This window comes from Brevibacillus sp. AG, assembly GCF_028369215.1.
Taxonomy (GTDB): Bacteria; Bacillota; Bacilli; order Brevibacillales; family Brevibacillaceae; genus Brevibacillus; species Brevibacillus porteri.
Map to the genome: position 1 here is coordinate 1 of NZ_JAQMYO010000021.1, position 19200 is coordinate 19200.

The window sequence follows — 19200 nt, forward strand, 5'->3', positions numbered from 1 at the left end:
CACAACATCTATCTTGTAATAACTGTTTTTTGTTTGAGCTCATGCGCGTCGGTATAGTCTTCTACCCCTACTGCACCCTAGTCGCTCCAGGCTTGTCTCTTGGATCTAGACCTTTTATGCGTGTGAAGTTAGCGGAAAACGAAAATGTTCTGTCTCCATTTTGAACGAGGGACGAACAAATAAGACATCGTCCGTCGTTGTCATCAAAGCAGATTGGATCTTCTCATTCTCACTATCCGGCATAAAGTGAAAATGAATGATCGTTGTCTCAGCCGACACCAAATGAGAAATGACTGCTTCTATATCAACTGGTTTTTTACTTACCAAATCAAATACATGCAGTTGGTCATCTTCTCGTTCAAATAATACGATCACATCCTCCTCTTCGACATAATAGATTGCATCTCGAAAAGCGAGGAGAAAATAAAACATCAACAGATGCTCACTATCCTTGACGCCCAATCGCGATGATACGGGGATTCGCTTGGCGGCAAATTCCTTCATGACGAGATAATCAGCCTCGCTATCAACATCCAACTTACGCAAGACCGATTTTTGTTCTACTTGTTTTTTCAAATCAGATACCAATAAGCAAAAACTACTTTCCTGTACTCTCTCAAATCCAAATTTCGGATAAAAATCGAGCACGGTATCATTGGCATACAAAAAAATAAAATCGTATTCCTTCTCATATGTTTCAAGAATATGGTTCATCAATTTCGCTGCCAATCCTTGGTTGCGATAGGCAGGATGCGTCATGACTGTTCCAATCTGAAGTACCTTATAGTCTTTACCATTGGATGTCACGATCATCTTACTTACGGAAGCGTTGGCAATAACCTGATCCCCATCCAGATAGGAATAGCAGACATAGTTATCATTCCAAAAGCCCTTGTTATACCATTCTTTAAAATTGAGCTGAAAGACCTGCATAGCGAGGTCATTAAAGCTTTCCTTGTATGTTTCGATATGCTTGTAGTTACTAATCAATCGATATTCACCCATGTAAAAACCTCCCATTCTGTTGTTTGTGCTGTTTGTAATCATTCATTCCTTTTCAGCAATCCCTTCTTTCCAATAAAAAAGACCACAAGAAGAATTCTCTTCTCATGGTCAAATTTATCGTTGTGATAAACATACCTATCCCAAATAGAATAGATATCATGCACAAACGTGAAATTTGTTTGAATGAGATATAATGCCTTCTAATCGCTTTTGAAGAAAGGTACAATAAATAAACCAAGGGCGCGCCCTTCATTTGACCTTTTCCCCTATAAAATTCGTAGAATTTTACTTAGCGATTATCAGTTTCATCATATTCAATCAAAACCTCTTTTCACGTTAGGTACTTTTACTATATTTGACTTTCAATAAATTGTAAATGAGCGATCCTTTTCTTCTCCTCGTTGCGAAGTATCGTTATACAAAAAAGTCATTTTCTTATATAATTACAAATACTCCCTTTGCTTACACAAAGGGAAAACCGGACCTCGAGGGGGGTGTACCAATGGCGAATGCTCTCAATTTGCCACATACCGCAGCGGCTCATGCAAAGCCTAGAAATAGTGAGGCGATACTTTGCATGAGGTGGTCTCTCGTTTAATCGAATCATCGCCTTCATTTGCGTATCTCATTTCCTATTTCTTGGCTTTGCCCCTTATTTGCCTATCTATAAATAAGGAGCGAGCAGAAATGAAATGTGTGAAAGCAAATTTAATCCTTCCTGAATCGTTACTCGCAGAAATTCAAAAGTACGTGCAAGGAGAAACCATTTATATTCCGAAGACAAAAGTAACCCATCAAAAATGGGGGACGCGCACTGGCGGGAGAAAACTCCTGGATGAGCGGAATACGGCTATTAAAAGCAGCTTTCAGGCCGGGACGGCTATTTCGCAGTTAGCGGAAGAATACTTTTTGTCTACAGAGACGATTAAAAAAATCGTGTATACCAGATAGACGTTTATAAAGCACTGACGACCTTTCTATTCAGGTTGTCAGTGTTTTTTTATGGCGAGTTTTTTTACGAAATGTCTTCTCCCTTTCTCCTCTCTTGCAAGCACACTAAAGTAAAGAAGAATCCACTTACAAGAAAGAAACAGGAGGAACCTCAATATGGAACCTTTTATCCATACGCATCAGTATCACTTCATTAAATCACGCGTCCAAGCAATCATGAACGCCTATGCAACCAGTACAGATGTCAACGTGATTCGTGCTCGCAAAGAAATCGCCCATGAAGAAATCTTTCAGTTGTTCCCGAACATGACGAAAGAACAAAAAGAAGTTTTGCATCCGATTGACTCGATTAAAGAAAAGGCAGAAGGAAAGCAGTTTTTGCATCAGCTTTCACCGTATGTGATTCCATTCCCTGCTCCCACAGAGTCTTCCATTAAGAAGCTCTTTCCAAAAGTAAAGAAGCTAAAAGTCTCGAATTTAGCTGAGATCGATTTTTCAGAAATCTCTTACGTAAGCTGGCTAGACACTGCCACGGAAAAGAAATATATTGTCGCTTACCACGAAGGAAAACTGATTGGCATTCACGGACAGTTCACAAACGTAAACAAAAAAGGCGTTTGTGCACTCTGTAATCGCTTTGAGGAAATCGGCATGTTCGTCCTTGAAGCCAAAGGCTCTGGGGATGGAACGTATTTGAAAAAAGGAAACTACATTTGCCAAGACAGTGCGACGTGCAATCAAAATATTATTTCGCTGGATAAGTTAAACGATTTTATCTCGCTGATGGTGAAATAAATCTGCAACGAAAATGAAACAGCCGCCGGGTCTCCATGCCAGGCGGCCTTTCCTATATGTCCCTTACTTGATCTCGTTTAGACTCTCTTCCAAACGATCCCACGTTTGGGTGATGCCCTCTAGCATGCCCATGTCCATGACAGTTTTGAGGGCTTCCGCAGATACATATTCGGAACGGCTGACCAACTTCGTCTTGCCACCCATATCGATGAATTCCATCATAACCTCTGTCGAAGGCATGGTATCATTTGTGTTGCCTTCTGCATCTGAAAAGTAATCGGTATAGATGATTTTCTCGGACTCAACAATTTCCTTATAAACGCCTTTGCCCCAAGATTCCATGCCGTAAAAATCACCTTGATTCTTATCGACGCATTTCATGCAGTAATGCCAAACACCGCCTGGTCGGAAATCGACATTACAAACCGGGAGTTCCCAGCCTTTCGGTCCCCACCAACGCTTGAGATGCTCAGGCTCCTTAAACATCTTGAACACGAGATCTCTGGGCGCGTCGAATACACGCTCCAGTACCAGCACCCGCTCATTCTCTACCCGTGAAACCATTGCGTTTCTTGACATAGCAATTCCTCCTCATTCATTTGAATGGATCTCAAGTATTTTCCTTGTTTTGCAGTTCCCGCAAATAGTCTTCCAGATTATCGAATCTTTCTTCCATAACACGCTGGAATGACTTCACCCAAGAATCCAGCGCTTGGAAGGGCTCTGGCCTGAGTTTGTAAATGCGGCGGTTGGCTTCGGCCTTCATATCCACGATCCCGTTGTCACTAAGCACCTTCAAATGCTTCGAGGCTTGGGGCTGGCGAAGCCCCAGTTGTTCGGCGATTTCCCCTACAGTTAGAGGACCGTCGCGCAAAAGTTCGACGATTTTTATACGATTCGGTTCAGCTAAAGCACTTAGCGTCGCCATGTCCATGCCTGGATTCATCCCTGACATGTCACTCACCTCGTTACATGATGGATTCTACGTTCATCTCATCCCCTTCAGCATTATTGTGATCATCTTGTTAGGCAAAATATACACCAAGGAGAATATTCCTGTAAAGGAATATTTACAGGAATTGCGGCAGGTTATTTATTAGTGATTAATCAATAACTAACAGCTATCATTTATTTCATGGAAGTACGATTCTGCAAATGCTGGATCGTTGCCGTTATACCCTCCTCGAACTTCGTCGCTGGGATTGGTCCAATAAGCCGTTTATATTTTTCTCCGCTAAGGATCAACGGTTTTTCTGTTAAGTACAGCATCTCAACAACCTCCTTCATCACTGGGACAAACATACCCAACAAAGACAACCCAATTTTCCCAAGAGGAATGACAGGTTTCACGGTGCTGCTTGCTTTTTGAGCGATTCGGACGATGTCTCGACCGGAAATGATAGCTCCACCTGGAATGTGCCAGTTTTGCCCATAAGCAAACTCTCGGCTGGCCAACTCTACAATCATCTTTGCCGCATCCGGTAAATAAACAAACTCGCGCGGAACATGCATATTTCCAATGATAAGTCCCGGTTTTCCAGCCGCAATTGCCTCAAGCGTGGAACCCAAATACGATGCTTGATTAGCAGTAGGTCCGTAATAATCCGGTAATCTGACAATCATCGTTCGCACATGATTCCAGCGGCTGCTAAACAGCATCTGTTCAAATGCCAACCTGGTTTTCCCTTTCTTCGTATGCGGTTGCTTTGGATGCTCCTCCGTCACTGGTTCCATCTGCTTTTTCCCGTATGGATAAATGCCATCTACCGCAACAACCTTCAAACCTCTCATGTTGGAGGCTTCCATGATCGCTTCGCCAAGTGGGATCAGCTTATTTACCATCTCGTGATAAGGAACGTTTGCACAATGGAATAGTACATCCGCTCCCTCCGATGCTGCTACGATGTCTTGGGACCGGAATGCATCCCCGACGGCCAGTGACAAATGTGCTGGATTACCCAACTCTGACGCCATTTGTGCTAGCTTTTGTCGAGAACGCCCAAAAGCAATCGTTTCAATCCCTCGCTCGATGAGCTCCGCCAAAATTGCTGCTCCCGTTCCGCCTGTTGCCCCGACTACAATTGCTTTTTTCATTCGGATCATCTCCACTCGTTTTATTTGTGATTGATCAATCACTAACCAATTTGAACTATAACGTTTTAGTTAGTGATTAGTCAATAACTAATTGTCGCAATTTTTCCCCTCTACACCTCCATCAATTCTGGCATGTCTAAAGCTGCTGAAATATTACACAGCATTCCTCTTGCAAGGAAAATAAGCGTTCTCTCTTCCGGACTCGCGATGCCCGCTTCACGAAAAGCTGTTAGGACGATCTGTCGAACCTCCCGAAATCCTTCGCGCATTGCCTCTCGAATCGAAGGCTCTAGATTCGTTTGGGACTGCATTTGAAGAAGTATTTCATTTTGATGGGAAGCCAAGATCTTTTCATATGCCTTGATTAAATCTGTTTCCAATTGCTCTTTGGATGCGGACTCCACAACGAGACGGAAAGAGTTAATGATCCGCTCCCACGACGCCTCCAAGGCTGCTTGTAACAAAGCTTCCTTCGATGAAAAAAACTTGAAAATATACGGTTGAGAAATCTTTGCACGCTCTGCAACTTGCGCTGTCGTTGCCCGGAAATATCCGATTTCAGCAAAAACTTCAATGGCTGCAGAAATGATTTCCGTTTTACGATTGACTGACGTCATTGCAAGATCGCCTCCCTTTTAGTGATTCATCAATAATACCTGATTATACGTCAGTTTGTGTTGGGTTTCAAATGACGTGTAATACGGATTCTCGACAAAATCTCCTAAAGCAAAATTAACAAACATTAGATAAAGTCGTATATATTTGAATTTTTATCGATCTATCATGCTGGCAGTAAGCTCTGTTGTCACGATACCAAGTTTAGCCACAGCCGCCCAAGGAGCTACTCTCCCTTTACAGGAGAAGCCGATCACCTTCGCAGCAAACACTACCCAGAAAGACTGGAAAGGGAAAGAACCTTCTTCAAAATCAATAGGTGCTAAGCACGAAACCACTAAAATCAAAAACGCTGCATTTGGTGAACAAATTTGGGTGATGTTAGGCTCCCCTATTCCACCTGGCTGGATCATGGTTCAATCAACAGGAACAAGAAACCTGATCAGGTATATTGGCTAAACAAGTAGAATAAGTTGTCAAAACAACAAGCTGACGTCGAAACTCCATCGACATCAGCTTGTTTCTTTTAGCTACTTTCTTACTTCAATTTCTATCGCGATTTTTGGAAGGAATATTGTATTTGGTCGCAGACACGGGGACTATGTTATCAGTCAGCATTCAACAAATTCCGCTCCCTGTTATCAAAATTCGTAGTACAGATTTTTATTTTCTGAATTTTTTGCGTTTAATATGTTAACTAGAGTGCGAGTGTGTTATTATTAGATTGTAAGTTATATTTTTCCAATTTAGGAGGTGAATAACAATGTTGAAGAAATTACTTCAAAAAATAGGTGCTAACTCAATCCGCCCATGCCCTCGTGAGTGCATACCAGCAGGAAAACATTGCATGTGTCCCGCGTAATGTTAGATAGTACTTAAAAAGGCCGTCCCTACAGCTATGTGCATGGCATAGGGATGGTCTTTTTCCGTCTACCTATCATCTTAATTTCGTTCGTCTTTTATTGCGGAAGACTCTATAAGAGGGGGAAGATTTATGAAAAAATTTGCTCTGTTTGGTATTGCTGCTGCTTTATTTCTTTCGCTATCATTTCCTGGAGTAAGCAGCGCAAAAGAACAACGTGTACCATGTGAAGCTGACGGGTATTGCGGATGGCCGACCTATAGCGTCTAACACCAAATGAAAGAGTAAGGTAAAAGAAACCATGTGAATTCTACATCGTTTATTTTAATCAAACATCATGCACCGACTGTTTAACTATCGGTATGATGTTTTTCTTTTTTCATTCGTGTAAAAGAACTTGCTTCATTTGCATTTTCTATTGAATCGTTTTCTCTGTGTTCCTCGTCTTTATAAACAAACGCATTTAGCAGGGAGAAGAAAGCATGAAAAGTCTTTTGAAAATGATGATTGGTTTGGTCTTTGCTTTTTGGTTCTTTATTCTTTGGGCCTGTAAATCTCTTCTTTCAAGCGATACTCCAATTACCATCTCTACCTGGGACACGATCCTTTTCTCTTTCAGTTATCTCGTTTCTACCGTTGTAGCTCTTATCTATGTCAGGTTCACGCCTAACGGAAAAATACATATCTTTTTGTCTATTCCTACACTTTTGTGGGGTCTTTCTACTGCTCAAGTTTTTACCCATCAGTATCACCCCTATGATACGCTGATGAGTGTTATTGGCTTACTAGGTTCTGGAGCGATCATGTTCTTTTCGATTTTGATGCAGCGTAAATCTCCGAATTTTACATAGAGCACATACTCCACTACTACATCCATGTTTGGCTGAGGTTGTGTGGAAATCACATCAGATTATTTCCAAGTCCTTCGAACCTGCTTGAAACTCTGACACCATACACAATTTATAAATAAAATTCATGTTCTTATAATCACTTACCCACGATAAGATGGTAATACATGGAAATTAGATCTACCAAGGAGGTGAATGATCATACTGAAGAAGCTCCTGAAAAAGTTAGGTTCAAAATCTTCAATCGAGCCTTGCGGAGACTCATGCATTATTTATCATGGCAGATGCTTATGCCCTTGGTAGTGTTAGCTAAGTTCAAAGAAGGCTGTCCCAAATGCCCTGAATGTGGCTATGGGATAGCCTTTTTTCGTCCTATATCCCCCCTGCTGATTTAACATTTTTGAGCTGTTGGACATGACAGGTAACTGTTTGTTACATGCCCAAATTTTCCACTTACTGTGATATCGCCCTTACATAGCTACTCAATTTGCATAGCTTGAGTTTGAGGTTCTTCCTCATACACTTGAAGGGGTGATATCGATGGGATTCTTTGACGACAATTTTGCTTTAGTTTTGGTTCTTTTCGTTTTATTAACAATTGTTGCTTGCAGCTGTGATGACTGCTAATTTCTGTCCAATGTTTTGGGCGGCTAAGCTGCCCTCTTTCTCCCTCTTTGCCATCATTGAGCTTTGAGCCCATCTTTTGTCCACTCCTCTCACGTTACGCTTTAGTAGAAGGAGTGTAGTATGTGGAGAGGTTAGATTTGGACACTCTGTTCTATCACCTACGATTTCACCAAAAGAGCCGCCCGGTTCTTTCCCCGAGCGGCTTAACGCCTTTCACGTCCGTACCTTAAAACCGAAAATTCTACAGCCTCATCACAATTTCTCTTATGTTACATGGCATGCTCTGTACGCTGCCTATCCAGGATTCTCCACTTCCATCGTCATCACGATAAAGGGGGTCCCATTGTTAACGAATGAGGCCGTTTCTTTAAATCTCGTTCTTGTATAAACTTTGATTGCTCTACTATTAAAGCTAGCAACACTTAAACGCAGATTTTTTGGTTCAAATTGCTGTTTGGCAAATTCGATTCCAGCCTTTAAAAACGAAAAGCCTATCCCCTTCCCTGTCAAATCTGGTTTCATTCCCAGCCCAATATCTAACACGTTCTCGCCCTTGTAAAGGTTTTGCTTTCGACCTTCTGGGACTTGAGCATTGTGCCCAAAACAGAAGAAGCCCGTAAGCTGACCATGATTATCTCGAACTGCATAATAGGTACCATCTAATAGCTCCTGAAATGTTTCTGGACTATCTTCAAAATCATAAAAAGAATATTCCTGCGGATATTTCCAAGTTGCGACTTGCTGTGCATCTGTAATTGTCATCAAATGAAAGTTCATTTATTACCCCTCCATAAAACCTTTACACTCAGTTCGTTTTTCATAAAACGATCCCCTGCTTTCTCACAAGCAGTGTTACGTTACATCCACTTTAACCGCACTAGGTTCCCCGATCTCACCATCCTTGACCAACCACTTGCCGCAGTTTGCGCATTGCAGTGTAATCCCTTTCATTTACTCACCTTCTTTACAAATCGAATGGTTTGTTAACGAAATCCAAATGTTGTAAAATAATAAAAAACTAAGTGGTGGTAATCCAATGAAAGTGTCGGTCGAACAGCTTTATATATCGCTACTGTCTCATTTTGCATTCAGCTCCTAATAGGAGTATTAAATTTTGTGTTATATGCAAACATTACTTTCAAATAAGCGGGTGTTATCAAAAGATTCTTGCAAGTTACATATCTATCTAACTATTTCGATAAATCCGATCGGTTAATTGTTTATTTGGTTATCATTAGGTAAACCTTCCATGTGCTAGATACTCTTAATTCAATGAATATTGCTACTGAATTTTTCATTCGTATTCGATCCTTCAACCGTGATTCGACATGAATCTGAGAACTAAATTGGACAAGTAATTGTTTGGACGTCTAAACGTTTGAAATTTTTAATATCCATACAGCGGAAAGATTACTTTGGAACTACATAGAGAAGGTCCCCGATCAACCCAATTTCGACAACATACTAATAACGTACTTTACTAATGAGGGTGTTTCGTAGGTGCCGCCAAACCTTCCTCTTATTGTTTTCACTACATCCACGAAATGAAAAAAACTCGCACCAACTGGCACAAGAGAAACGCCGCGCCTTTCGACATAGGAATTAGCTTCTTCAATGCCTTCTGGATAGATACCCCAGTTACAAGATAATCCGTGTCATTGTGGTCAAGAGATATGAATGGGCAGCGTTCTGTTATTTTATGCGTAAATATTTACCAATTCATTCCATTTGAGTATAATTACCTTTAGTTCGTGTATTTAGAATTTGATCAGAATTGATACGAAGGAGTGTACATGGTATGAAAAAACAGCTTCTCTCTATTTCGATGCTCGCTCTACTCCTCTCTGGCGCACCTGTATATGCTTCCGCTTCTACCCATGCTCAAGTACAAGATGAAGCAGACAGAGTCACCTTGGAGCAACAAAAACAAGAACAACAATTCACCAAATATTACTACCTTACACCTGGGCAGTTAAGTCCAAAAGAAGCGATTTATCTAAAGAAAGGGCAGGAGCTCCGTATTAGTCCAAGAGGCAGCTTTGCGAATTACACAGTGTATAATGCTCAAAATAAACAAATTTGGAGCGGTACGACAGGAATCATCATTAAGGCTGATGCGGACTGGTATCGCTACATACAATTTCAAGCCCCCTATTCCTATGAGGATCAAAATGTCATCGTAGCTACTTATACGATTCAGTAAAACATGTATAGATTTTAGCCCGTCTTGATTGTGAAGACGGGCTTTATTACAATTTGCATCGCTTTTTCTTCCCTACTCATTATGTCAATGTCAACCTACTACCGTGATGTTCCTGAATACTGATCTACATACATTTTCGATACATGGGGATATTTGGCCAATCAAAAGGATAATGGAGTTCGTACGCTATCTTAGATCGTCATCAGGAGGGGATACCACTTGAAAAAGAAAAAATCTAAGTCTAAGCGATTCAAGAAAGTGAATGGTCAATTGGTTGAATTTCTTCCAAGCTTTCAAGAATGTATGAACGAATGTAGACGTGTAAGTCCGCCTCATGAAGATTGTGAAACGTTATGTCTCCCGTATCTAGACTCAAGAAGAGTACGATTAGATGTTGAGTGTTACGATCGTTGCCGTCGCTGGAGATCTCACGGGATTTGTGATCACATTTGTCAGGTGCCCTATTGAGTATTAAGTTAGGCTCAAATTTATCTCCCCAAGGCTGTTCGGGCAGTAGATAGAGCGATTTTTTAATCAATACCAATGGTCCGTGAATAGGAAGTAACTGAAGCTGATTCACGATTTTTGAGCTACGACTTACTGGACGAAAAACTTTTACCAGTTCGTCCGACCGCCGCAACACTTCCTTTATTTTGGTGGGACTTCTTTAATCAACCTCAACAAAAAACACCTCAACGGTGGTTTCTGGCATGTTATATTCAACTACTTTTTTTCGAATAAAAAATGGGAAATGATAAAACTATTCCCATTAGTAGCCTTTAATGCCCCTTGTCAGGGGCCTTTTGCTTATTACATCCGATTTACCTAAAAACCGATCATTCTTCACTCTCATCACAATCTCTCTTCTGTTACATGCCAGAAAAACATTTTATGGGATAGAAAAATGTAACTTTTCTGTAACGCTCTTCATATGTTGTTTGTTTATAATGACCTTGCAATCAACAATACACCTTGCACAAAGAGAGAGGAAATCAACATGAATTTCAAAAAAATTATCGTCGGCACCATACTGACATCCGTCATAGCGATCGGCATCACATTCGCTGTTAACTATGGCAACGTAGAACACTCTGCACAGCCTGTTGCGCAGGAAAGCGGAAAAACTGACCTTTATACGAACCCTCAAGCAAATTTCAGCTTTAAGCCGCCAACTTCTTGGAAGGGACATTACAAGGTGAACCAATATGCAGGTGTAGATGCAAACAAAATTCTGCCATCAGCCAAGCATGTAGTGCAATTCGATTATACGACGAAGGATGGAAAAGGTTCTGAAACGCTGCTGATGATCTCCGTTTTTACAAAAACGGATTGGACTCGCCTCACTAGCGAAGAAGGCCCGCCTGTAGGGACATCCATTGCAGAATCAACTGACATGGTGTATGTCTATACAACTCCACAATCCAATCCATTTGATTCCCAATCTGAAGACGGCAAGCTGTTTGACCAACTGTATGGTGATTTGAAATTAAATGAATCTTTTGCACTTCTAAAATAAGACTGTTCATATTTGTTGTACTCTGAAATGACATACACTTACTTTTGCGGTAGATACATAGATAATCGTTACAGATTGCACCCTTCGTGGTGCTTTTTGCTTTTTGCTTTTTGCTTTTTGCTTTTTGCTTTTTGCTTTTTCTTTTCCTGTCTTTTCATTTAGATGACGTGGCTGGAACTGCTCGAATGCTTCCACTATAGCCGTGAGATGTATGTCCATTGATTCCCCGCTGATGATTCCAGCTTTTTCATGTGTTCCGTGGTTCTAAAAGCAATGAAGCTGGGAAAAACATCTCGTTTCTCTCCAGCTTCGACTTCTTTATTGGTTTCGATTAGCTTTTAGGAAGGTGACTAGGAGAATGGGCAACCCCATCTTTTGTGTCGATCGCATGATTATTGCTTTTTCAGCAACATGCTATCAATCTCGTCTAAGAGCATTTCCTTTCCAATTGGGCCAAAGGCTTTGATGTTGAACGTTTCATTGGTTACTTCATAAAGATGGCCTTGTTGAACTGCCTTGTTGCTTTTCCATACTGGGCTTTTTTTCAGTTCTGCGTAAACATCATCCGCTTTTCCGCCGAAATTGACGAGGAACATATGATCTGGCTGAAACTTCGTCAGTCCTTCCAGTTCGATCATTTCCATTGTTTTATCGGCAGGTGTTCCGGCTGCTGGCTTCAGTCCGAGATCAGTGAACAGGATATCTGCATAACCATAGTTTCCGTACACGCGGAACAATTTAGGCGTTACGGCCAGGAACATAAAGGTCTGGTCGCCGTACGCTTGCTTGAGTTGCTCTCGCATCCCCTTCGTCTTCTCGTCGTAGCCAGCCAGCCATTTGTTCACGTCCTCTTCTTGTCCAAACAGGCGACCGATTTCTTTAAACTTATCACGCCATTTGTCCATGTCTGTCTCCAGAACAACAGTCGGCGCAATTTTGGATAGTTGCTCGTACATCTTTTGCTGGCGATTATTCATAATAATCAGGTCTGGCTTTGTTTCTACCACAGCTTCCAAATTGATAGAGTCATCCCACATCCAGCCAACCGGTTTTACATCTGTCAGCTTATCAGCTACGTGGGACATGATTTTCGTCTTGTATGTATTGGCCGTAGCAACCGGCTTGTGTCCCAAAATTAAAAGCTCCTCTGCTGCTCCCGATACGTCAGCAATCCGCTTTGGTTCCGCTGGGATCGTCACTTCCCCCATCAGATGCTTGACTACGCGTGTCTCAGACTTTTTGGGTGCTTCCGAAGCCGTTTGGCTGCTTCCGCACCCGGCCGACACGGCAGTGACTACTGCAACCAAGCAGGCCAGTACGATTCGTGTTCCTTTTTTCATACGCTCATTTCTCCTTGTCACGTGATGTTTGGTGTGAAGTTTGCCTGATAATGATTATCATTATAAGTGACAGAGAAGATAATCACATATTTGAGCGTGTATGTCAATGATTTTTATATTTTTTGTGTATATAAAAAAAGAGCATGCCCCATGTTGCAGATAGGGGAACTAGACGTTGTGCTTGATGTACCTTCCTGATTCAATGTTCTAGATCACCCAAGCTATTGATTACTCCCTCCCCTTCTCACAAGTAATAGTGTGTAAAGTTCTATCGAAATGAAACAGCAAAATAACGAAAAGAATCATGATTATAATTTGAGATAGGTCTCTTATTTGAGACGATGGAATCATAGTGGAGGGAACGCGACTATGCACAGGGTAGTTGAACCAAAAATTCTTTACTTTGGGACGCCAGTTGTACTTATCAGCACATTAAATGAGGACAATTCTGTTAACCTTGCCCCTATGTCTTCTGCATGGTGGCTGAATCAATCATGCATGCTTGGCATGAGTAGCTCATCTCAGACCGTTACCAATTTGTTGCGCGAGCGCGAATGTGTTTTGAATCTTCCTTCGTCTGATCTTGCTCATGCGGTGGACCGTCTAGCTCTACTTACTGGGCGAAATCCTGTCCCGGAGCGCAAGGCTAATGTAGGATACCGATTTGAACCGGATAAATTCGGAATGGCTAAGTTCACCCCCCAAGTTTCGGACCTGATTCGGCCTCCACGCGTTGCGGAATGCCCGGTTCAATTAGAGGCAGTGGTAGAACAAGTCCATCATTTTGAACTGCCCAGCTCTTTAAAAACTATTGAAGTAAAGATAATACGTGTTCATGTTGATGAACAAATCCTAATGACTGGCGAGAAGAACTACAATTGGGGTGCTATTGAGCACCCTACCTGTTCAAGCAGCATCGGAGAAATAAACATGTGGTTACCTCGATACAAAAAAATCCCCAATTGCTTTAAGCAAATTGGGGTACACAAGAAGTAATACGTGAATAAAAAAGTAGTCATCAATATAGTAGGTTATCAGCTCAATATTTACTACAAGTATATATAGGTATGCATACCTTCTCTTGCCACAAAAAAATAGCGCAGACTCATCTGCACAGATTAAGTCGTACGCCTTATCCCCAAGAGAATCTACACTAGATTTCATATTACATTACTTTTATCGGTTTGATTGGGTAGCTATTTCATGTATAAATATCGCTAAATCGTTCGTAATATTTCCTTACTCGTAGATAACCTTCATAATGTCCATGAATGGTATTTTCCGTATTGTTCCGTTTTCATCTATAAAACAAGAACGTTCGTTTGCATTTTATAAGAACATGTCATGATTTTAGGATGGAATCAAGCTAATAAGCAATTGGACGGAAGTAATAACTACGATTTGAAGGAAGGCTTTTTATCAAGCGAGACTAATCCAAAATGTACTCGGCCAACACGCTCTGTATCTGGTAAATATTCAAGTTCTTGTTAAATTGTTTTTGGATCGGTACTGCACTTCCAGAAACCCAAATTTTTAATTCCGCATCCAAATCAAAATTTCCAGCTGTTTCAATGCTAAAATGACTAATACTTTTGTAAGGAATGGAATGGTACTCTATCTTTCTACCAGTAATGCCTTGCTTATCAACCAGTATTAACCGCTTGTTAGTGAAGATGAACATATCACGTATTAATTTATACGCCTTTTCTATGCTCTCATTGTTCGCTAAGATTTGAGCATACTCTTTTTGAACATCTGCAATGTTAACTTCCGAAGCGTTACCCATTAGACCGTCTAACAAGCCCACATTAATGTCCCCCAATTCGAATGTTTGATAGTTCATATTCTCCAAATCGTTCAAATCTCCTACTGAAGCGGTTACTATTACATCAAGGCGGCAGTGATTGCATTGAAATTCAAGATACAGAAACGAAGCCTAAAAAAAATTTCCACTTGCTGATGGAGTTTTTTGGGTAAATCACATCGCTGCCGCCCGCATTTCTTTTTCAAGATTTTGTGATTTGGAGATCGTGTTTCTGTTCAGTGCTAGAAACATTGCTTACATCACGAAAGACTGGTCAAAGTTGGACTGTACATGGTCCCTACTGCGTGGCGCAAGATATTTGGCATTTTGAAGGTCGAGGACCCGAGTATTTAGTATGTAATCTCTTGACACTACTCTCAATCTCTTGAGTCTTCTTGTCCAAAAAGAAATCCTTTTCTTCATATAGGGTAGCTGTCATCACCCGCAAATAATTGTAATAAACTGTAAAATACAAAAACTTCGTATCCTTAGTTTATTAAAGGAGTGATGAATATTTGAAAGTGTATACTGAGTACGCTCACGTTGGACCATCTACCACTTTACAGAGAGGGATGTTTATCCCAAGTGGACAATTCCTTGGCACTGTAGACTTTTCAGGCGTTTCGACAGGACCTAATCTTCATGTTGGACGCTATGCTCGCGGTGATGCTGCCACTTGGTATAATAGGCCAATTTGTGATTGGTCTATAGAAGGGGTCCGTCCTATCCGTCGTTTGGGTCGTATTCGTCCTTAGCGTCCTGGACTTGACTTGTGTTTCGTACAACTCAACTCACATGAGGGGCGGAATACTGTTAGATAAGGATTGTCAAAGCATCCTTCAAAATGGTAATAATAGTAGGATTGAAAGGGAAATTATCTTGCCTTCCGCCGCACTCCTTGCCTCGTTTGGCTTAGTCATGGCAGGACTGCGGAACGTCTTTTTGTAAGGAAAACTGTGTGACATGTCGGATTTGCTCCCCTGTTGGGAGCTTTTTACTTGCTGCATTAGAAGCTATATACTTCATTGCTTGGATAATCGAACAGATCATTACTTACTTTGGCTAGTTTTTCACCATGGGCTGGGAGTCGATCTTGTTGTTTCCCAGCCTATTCAAACGTAAAGCTTCGACAACAATCTTTTTGACTTCTCTCAATCTGCGATTCCAGAAATGACAGTTTCGTTTGTGCGCTCATCTTCACTTTCCCTTATAGTTGGGCACGCATAGTATAATTTATTCGGTGAAGTAATTATCCGGATCTTCCACAATAGGGTTATTTTAATAGAAAGCGGTTGATACGATGATTTATTGCTATCAATTAATCCGAAAGTAGCAAAGGATAAACGAAAAGTCTTTCTAGCTTGTCTATACCTTTTAGTAGGTGATGCAGTCGGAATAGGAAAAGATAGAACCCACCTTGAGGAAGTCCGACTTTTTGTAGAGCAAGCATCATCCAATCGAAATTATTACATCCAACAATGGGTTTCTCGGTCATTTCAACTCATTCAAAACCCTGAGCTTTTCGATTACAAAAAATGGTGTGATGGGATTGATATCTTTTCTTTCTGGGAGGATTAAGTTTTTCTTTATTCCCGAAATGTTGTGTTAAGTAGTCTGTATAAGCATGGACTATCGTGTAAAATTAACTCAATCGTTCTTAACATTTTGTAACTTTTTTACTCCCCCCTCGTCTTACACCGGGGGTGTTTGTTGTGAAGAAGATAATGATTATCTTATCGCTGATTTTTGGACTACTACTGTTACTCGGGATAGGAATTTTAACCGTACTATTTTTCAAAGTTGAGAGCGTACTGATTATCGATAAGATTGGCTGATTTCATTCGCTACACATCGTGTTAGGTACCGAACTCGAAAATGTTCATCTTGACCGTTTCACGCTTGTTTCGTTCGTACACTATCAGAATGTAAGATGTTCCCATCTCGATCAAGACGTATTTTCGGCCTAACTTCTTGGATACAACCCCTGTCGTTCTTGAGCACCTGAAAAAATCAAAATTGCCCACCAAATAAAAACCCACTCGCACATACAGGCAAAGGGGTTTCGCCTATTAATAAGCAGTCATGTATTGCTCGCGCTCCCACTCTTGAACGCGTGTGCGGAACATGTTCTTGGCTTTCAATCGGTTTTATACTCCCTAGAAATCGTATAAAATCAACAGTTTTAGCTACTGTTATTTCAAATGACTTCAAATCATTTCATCATTTTGTGGGTGCGTTTGTAGGTTACATGTAGAAATGCCCAATATAATGCTGCTTAGAGCACCTTCAATTTGTAATTTATTCCTTTTAATGTTTTGCTCAATTTATGGAACTGTATTATATTTCTATGTGCACATATACTAATTATCCTTTTTTAACAGTTCTAAGGAGGCTTTTATGATTTTTGTAAAGAAGTACGGTAAGCAACTCTTAAGTTTTGGACTTATCATTTTTATTTTATTTTCAAGTCAAAACGTTGGTTTTGCGGAAGATGAGTACAGTGGAGATTTAATTCCTGCGATGACAAGTAACGATAGTCCAAGTGGGCTAGCAAGTGCAAGCAGTGAATGGAGCGCGAATCATAAAGCATACCGGGCATTTGATGACAAAGATGATACTTATGGATGGGGTACAGCTGGCGGTACAATTAAAGGCTGGTTACAATATGAATTTCCAGAGCCAAAGAAAATTTCCAAATACACGGTTAAATCAAGGGATGTTTATAAAGGTGAAAGCCCCAAGGACTGGACATTTGAAGCATTCGATGGTCAAGAATGGATCGTATTAGATACACAAACGAATTAGACAGGCTGGGCAACAAATTTCAAAAGAGATTACACATTTAACAATGACAACTTCTATAGGCAATACCGTATTAATATAACATCGAACAATGGATTTTCTTCATTTACAGTTATTGAAGAATTAGAAATGATGGAGAAAATAGGCACACCGACGAATCCCGATCCTAATCCAGAACCTGAACCAGAGCCAACTGGAGATAACGCACTTCTTGTTATTAAAATGATCAGTGGTCTCGAGAAGGAATTTGAGCTAACCGCATCCGAAGTACAGGACTTCATCGACTGGTACAATGGCCGTGCAGATGGACGTGGCAAAGAAACATATATGTTCGATAAGGACTTTAACAAGGGGCCATTTACTTCTAGAAAAGATTATGTAGCATTCAGCAAGGTTCAATCGTTTGAAGTTATGGAATATACCAAATAACACGACGAGACGAGGTACCTCCTATATTAACAGGCAGGTGCCTCGTATTTTTCATAGATTACGATTCTCTTCGATACGATCTGGGTCGTCATTCTTTGGACTTCCGACGCACTCCTCTTTCACTTTAGACCTAAAAACATGGAACTTACTGATATCAATGTACTTGTGGGGAAATATCGCGTTTCATATGAGGGGATAACTCGGGTAACCATAACACTTCCCGCCCCTGATAATGGCTTACAATAGGTTATAGGCAATCACACCCCTTCGCCAAATTCTGGGCGGTGTTTTTATTTGAAAAAGAACTTATATTTGGAGGACAAAAGCATGACACAGAGAAAAATACTGATGCTGATTGTGGTGCTGCTGATCGGCGCTGCCTATCTCTTTGGACTTGTGCCAATAGAGAACAAAACAGTCAGCAATGGGAATGTAGACCATACGATAGTTTTTCCGTCTGATCGATACCCAGAGACAGCAAAGCATATCAAAGATGCGGTTGCTTCCGGGAAGTCAGCTGTATGCACAATTGACCGAGATGGAGCCAATAAAAATCGCGAAGAATCGCTCAAGGGTATTCCTACAAAAAAGGGGTATGATCGGGATGAATGGCCGATGGCAATGTGTGCTGAGGGTGGCACAGGGGCAGATATCAAATACATAAAGCCATCAGATAATCGCGGCGCTGGATCTTGGATATCCAACCAATTAGAGGATTTTCCAGACGGGACAAAGGTTGAAATCGTGGTCAAATAAAGTCTCTGTTTCGTGTACCCGCAAAATCCGGATATGAATAAACATTTCGCAATAATGAACCCGTCTCCTTAACACAGGGACGGGTTCGCTATTTCTTGAATACATTCTGGCAAATCGTTTTTCGGGCTACCAACCATTGTTGATACAGGGTATGCACGCATCATATCCGAGTCATATGGTACTAGCAATGATTGGAGCAAGTCAGAATCAAACTTCTCACGATCTAACCATATTCCCTCGTCTTCCTGTCTCAGTATTACAGGCATCCGGTCATGAATATCTGCTACAACATCATTTGGTTTGGTCGTAACGATTGTGCACGTGTGCAGTTTATCTCCTATCGGACTTGCCCATGTATCAAACAGACCAGCGAAAGCGAACGGTTCCCCACTCTTCATCATAATCCTCATCGGCTGCTTGGCTTTTCCGAGTTTCATCCACTCGTAGAAGCTGTCTGCAGGGATGATGCACCGTTTTCGCTCGAAAAGTCGTCGGAATGCCGGCTTTTCTGTTAACGTTTCAGACCTTGCTTTTAACCTGTATACGAAAAATT

The 19200-nt window shown here is 41.1% G+C and carries 21 protein-coding genes and 1 pseudogene; 11 read left to right on the forward strand and 11 right to left on the reverse strand.

The window, feature by feature from the left end:
- Window positions 1-114: 114 nt before the first annotated feature.
- Window positions 115-1005 (reverse strand): GNAT family N-acetyltransferase, encoded by an 891-nt coding sequence (locus tag POF51_RS30485; RefSeq protein ID WP_271756692.1) that lies wholly within the window; start codon window positions 1003-1005, stop codon window positions 115-117.
- A gap of 687 nt (window positions 1006-1692) precedes the next feature.
- Between POF51_RS30485 and POF51_RS30490 the strand changes: the two genes are divergently transcribed.
- Both POF51_RS30490 and POF51_RS30495 read left to right on the forward strand, forming a co-directional pair.
- A complete protein-coding gene (locus POF51_RS30490) occupies window positions 1693-1956 on the forward strand; it encodes a CD3324 family protein (protein ID WP_017249173.1) in 264 nt (87 codons plus the stop codon).
- Window positions 1957-2112: 156 nt separating this feature from the next.
- A complete protein-coding gene (locus POF51_RS30495) occupies window positions 2113-2751 on the forward strand; it encodes a FusB/FusC family EF-G-binding protein (RefSeq protein ID WP_271756693.1) in 639 nt (212 codons plus the stop codon).
- A 63-nt stretch (window positions 2752-2814) separates the two neighbouring features.
- On the opposite strand, the gene POF51_RS30500 is transcribed toward POF51_RS30495, so the two are convergent.
- From POF51_RS30500 to POF51_RS30515, 4 genes are all read right to left on the reverse strand, one after another.
- A complete protein-coding gene (locus POF51_RS30500; protein WP_106836244.1) occupies window positions 2815-3330 on the reverse strand; it encodes an SRPBCC domain-containing protein in 516 nt (171 codons plus the stop codon).
- Window positions 3331-3361: 31 nt separating this feature from the next.
- On the reverse strand, window positions 3362-3706 hold the full coding sequence (locus POF51_RS30505; RefSeq protein WP_017249176.1) for an ArsR/SmtB family transcription factor: 345 nt from the start codon (window positions 3704-3706) through the stop codon (window positions 3362-3364).
- A 173-nt stretch (window positions 3707-3879) separates the two neighbouring features.
- A complete protein-coding gene (locus tag POF51_RS30510; RefSeq protein ID WP_271756694.1) occupies window positions 3880-4845 on the reverse strand; it encodes an SDR family NAD(P)-dependent oxidoreductase in 966 nt (321 codons plus the stop codon).
- A gap of 110 nt (window positions 4846-4955) precedes the next feature.
- Entirely contained in the window at window positions 4956-5462 is a 507-nt protein-coding gene (locus tag POF51_RS30515) for a TetR/AcrR family transcriptional regulator (protein WP_069844719.1), read from the reverse strand.
- A 145-nt stretch (window positions 5463-5607) separates the two neighbouring features.
- Here POF51_RS30515 and POF51_RS30520 point away from each other — a divergent pair, with 145 nt between their 5' ends.
- From POF51_RS30520 to POF51_RS30530, 3 genes are all read left to right on the forward strand, one after another.
- Window positions 5608-5919 carry a hypothetical protein gene (locus tag POF51_RS30520; RefSeq protein ID WP_271756695.1) on the forward strand — a complete coding sequence of 104 codons (312 nt, stop codon included), beginning with the start codon at window positions 5608-5610 and terminating at the stop codon, window positions 5917-5919.
- 535 nt (window positions 5920-6454) lie between these two features.
- Window positions 6455-6592, forward strand: a complete 138-nt coding sequence (locus POF51_RS30525; protein ID WP_158265767.1) for a hypothetical protein — start codon at window positions 6455-6457, stop codon at window positions 6590-6592.
- Between the two features lie 212 nt (window positions 6593-6804).
- The gene (locus tag POF51_RS30530; protein ID WP_069844717.1) at window positions 6805-7173 is read left to right on the forward strand and encodes a hypothetical protein; all 369 of its coding nucleotides are present in this window, start codon (window positions 6805-6807) and stop codon (window positions 7171-7173) included.
- A gap of 475 nt (window positions 7174-7648) precedes the next feature.
- Here POF51_RS30530 and POF51_RS32250 read toward each other — a convergent pair whose 3' ends face one another.
- Both POF51_RS32250 and POF51_RS30540 read right to left on the reverse strand, forming a co-directional pair.
- Window positions 7649-7870 (reverse strand): hypothetical protein, encoded by a 222-nt coding sequence (locus tag POF51_RS32250; protein WP_069844716.1) that lies wholly within the window; start codon window positions 7868-7870, stop codon window positions 7649-7651.
- A gap of 221 nt (window positions 7871-8091) precedes the next feature.
- A complete protein-coding gene (locus POF51_RS30540; protein ID WP_069844715.1) occupies window positions 8092-8574 on the reverse strand; it encodes a GNAT family N-acetyltransferase in 483 nt (160 codons plus the stop codon).
- 1021 nt (window positions 8575-9595) lie between these two features.
- Here POF51_RS30540 and POF51_RS30545 point away from each other — a divergent pair.
- Window positions 9596-10000, forward strand: a complete 405-nt coding sequence (locus POF51_RS30545; RefSeq protein ID WP_271756696.1) for a hypothetical protein — start codon at window positions 9596-9598, stop codon at window positions 9998-10000.
- A gap of 997 nt (window positions 10001-10997) precedes the next feature.
- The gene (locus tag POF51_RS30550) at window positions 10998-11516 is read left to right on the forward strand and encodes a hypothetical protein (protein WP_106836251.1); all 519 of its coding nucleotides are present in this window, start codon (window positions 10998-11000) and stop codon (window positions 11514-11516) included.
- 6 nt (window positions 11517-11522) lie between these two features.
- Here the strand turns inward: POF51_RS30550 and POF51_RS30555 are convergent, their stop codons facing one another.
- Entirely contained in the window at window positions 11523-11735 is a 213-nt protein-coding gene (locus tag POF51_RS30555; protein WP_271756697.1) for a hypothetical protein, read from the reverse strand.
- A gap of 173 nt (window positions 11736-11908) precedes the next feature.
- Window positions 11909-12856, reverse strand: coding sequence for an ABC transporter substrate-binding protein (locus POF51_RS30560; protein WP_271756698.1), 948 nt, complete (start codon window positions 12854-12856; stop codon window positions 11909-11911).
- A 369-nt stretch (window positions 12857-13225) separates the two neighbouring features.
- Here POF51_RS30560 and POF51_RS30565 point away from each other — a divergent pair, with 369 nt between their 5' ends.
- A complete protein-coding gene (locus POF51_RS30565) occupies window positions 13226-13852 on the forward strand; it encodes a flavin reductase family protein (protein WP_271756699.1) in 627 nt (208 codons plus the stop codon).
- Between the two features lie 433 nt (window positions 13853-14285).
- On the opposite strand, the gene POF51_RS30570 is transcribed toward POF51_RS30565, so the two are convergent.
- Entirely contained in the window at window positions 14286-14663 is a 378-nt protein-coding gene (locus tag POF51_RS30570; RefSeq protein WP_069845458.1) for a PH domain-containing protein, read from the reverse strand.
- Between the two features lie 2394 nt (window positions 14664-17057).
- On the opposite strand from POF51_RS30570, the gene POF51_RS30575 reads away from it, so the two are divergent.
- From POF51_RS30575 to POF51_RS30585, 3 genes are all read left to right on the forward strand, one after another.
- Window positions 17058-17465 (forward strand): discoidin domain-containing protein, encoded by a 408-nt coding sequence (locus POF51_RS30575; protein WP_271756700.1) that lies wholly within the window; start codon window positions 17058-17060, stop codon window positions 17463-17465.
- Between the two features lie 126 nt (window positions 17466-17591).
- Window positions 17592-17891, forward strand: coding sequence for a hypothetical protein (locus tag POF51_RS30580; RefSeq protein WP_017249195.1), 300 nt, complete (start codon window positions 17592-17594; stop codon window positions 17889-17891).
- Window positions 17892-18218: 327 nt separating this feature from the next.
- Window positions 18219-18647: a NucA/NucB deoxyribonuclease domain-containing protein gene (locus POF51_RS30585; RefSeq protein WP_069844708.1), complete on the forward strand. Its 429-nt coding sequence runs from the start codon at window positions 18219-18221 to the stop codon at window positions 18645-18647.
- 68 nt (window positions 18648-18715) lie between these two features.
- Here the strand turns inward: POF51_RS30585 and POF51_RS30590 are convergent.
- Window positions 18716-19183: pseudogene (locus POF51_RS30590) on the reverse strand (SOS response-associated peptidase); the annotation flags it as partial.
- Window positions 19184-19200: the final 17 nt, after the last annotated feature.

Bases quoted from the DNA above. Each gene is read 5' to 3' on its own strand.
- POF51_RS30485 (WP_271756692.1), bottom strand. From the start codon at position 1,005: ATGGGTGAATATCGATTGATTAGTAACTACAAGCATATCGAAACATAC.
- POF51_RS30490 (WP_017249173.1), top strand. From the start codon at position 1,693: ATGAAATGTGTGAAAGCAAATTTAATCCTTCCTGAATCGTTACTCGCA.
- POF51_RS30495 (WP_271756693.1), top strand. From the start codon at position 2,113: ATGGAACCTTTTATCCATACGCATCAGTATCACTTCATTAAATCACGC.
- POF51_RS30500 (WP_106836244.1), bottom strand. From the start codon at position 3,330: ATGTCAAGAAACGCAATGGTTTCACGGGTAGAGAATGAGCGGGTGCTG.
- POF51_RS30505 (WP_017249176.1), bottom strand. From the start codon at position 3,706: ATGTCAGGGATGAATCCAGGCATGGACATGGCGACGCTAAGTGCTTTA.
- POF51_RS30510 (WP_271756694.1), bottom strand. From the start codon at position 4,845: ATGAAAAAAGCAATTGTAGTCGGGGCAACAGGCGGAACGGGAGCAGCA.
- POF51_RS30515 (WP_069844719.1), bottom strand. From the start codon at position 5,462: ATGACGTCAGTCAATCGTAAAACGGAAATCATTTCTGCAGCCATTGAA.
- POF51_RS30525 (WP_158265767.1), top strand. From the start codon at position 6,455: ATGAAAAAATTTGCTCTGTTTGGTATTGCTGCTGCTTTATTTCTTTCG.
- POF51_RS30530 (WP_069844717.1), top strand. From the start codon at position 6,805: ATGAAAAGTCTTTTGAAAATGATGATTGGTTTGGTCTTTGCTTTTTGG.
- POF51_RS32250 (WP_069844716.1), bottom strand. From the start codon at position 7,870: ATGGGCTCAAAGCTCAATGATGGCAAAGAGGGAGAAAGAGGGCAGCTT.
- POF51_RS30540 (WP_069844715.1), bottom strand. From the start codon at position 8,574: ATGAACTTTCATTTGATGACAATTACAGATGCACAGCAAGTCGCAACT.
- POF51_RS30545 (WP_271756696.1), top strand. From the start codon at position 9,596: ATGAAAAAACAGCTTCTCTCTATTTCGATGCTCGCTCTACTCCTCTCT.
- POF51_RS30550 (WP_106836251.1), top strand. From the start codon at position 10,998: ATGAATTTCAAAAAAATTATCGTCGGCACCATACTGACATCCGTCATA.
- POF51_RS30555 (WP_271756697.1), bottom strand. From the start codon at position 11,735: ATGGACATACATCTCACGGCTATAGTGGAAGCATTCGAGCAGTTCCAG.
- POF51_RS30560 (WP_271756698.1), bottom strand. From the start codon at position 12,856: ATGAAAAAAGGAACACGAATCGTACTGGCCTGCTTGGTTGCAGTAGTC.
- POF51_RS30565 (WP_271756699.1), top strand. From the start codon at position 13,226: ATGCACAGGGTAGTTGAACCAAAAATTCTTTACTTTGGGACGCCAGTT.
- POF51_RS30575 (WP_271756700.1), top strand. From the start codon at position 17,058: ATGATTTTTGTAAAGAAGTACGGTAAGCAACTCTTAAGTTTTGGACTT.
- POF51_RS30580 (WP_017249195.1), top strand. From the start codon at position 17,592: ATGATGGAGAAAATAGGCACACCGACGAATCCCGATCCTAATCCAGAA.
- POF51_RS30585 (WP_069844708.1), top strand. From the start codon at position 18,219: ATGACACAGAGAAAAATACTGATGCTGATTGTGGTGCTGCTGATCGGC.